This is a genomic window from Streptomyces africanus (assembly GCF_002150735.1).
Lineage (GTDB): Bacteria > Actinomycetota > Actinomycetes > Streptomycetales > Streptomycetaceae > Streptomyces > Streptomyces africanus.
Genome location: NZ_MUKA01000549.1, coordinates 1 through 225, shown reverse-complemented (window position 1 = coordinate 225; position 225 = coordinate 1). Strand labels below are relative to the sequence as shown.

The following is a 225-nucleotide window of genomic DNA, read 5'->3' as shown; positions in this document are numbered from 1 at the left end:
GCCGGTGACACCGTCGTCCTGCCCTACAACGACCTCGACGCCGTGCGCGCCGCCTTCGCCGCCCACCCCGGCGAGATCGCCTGCGTGATCACCGAGGCCTCCCCGGGCAACATGGGCGTCGTACCGCCCGCGGACGGCTTCAACCAGGGGCTGAAGGACCTGTGCGCCGAGAACGGCGCCCTCTACATCTCCGACGAGGTCATGACCGGGTTCCGGACCAGCCGG

The 225-nt window shown here is 71.1% G+C and carries 1 protein-coding gene; it reads left to right on the top strand.

What is annotated here, in order from left to right; all coding sequences use genetic code 11:
• The coding region (locus CCL05_RS46835; protein WP_244204599.1) for an aminotransferase class III-fold pyridoxal phosphate-dependent enzyme at positions 1 to 225 on the top strand (225 nt) is incomplete at both ends.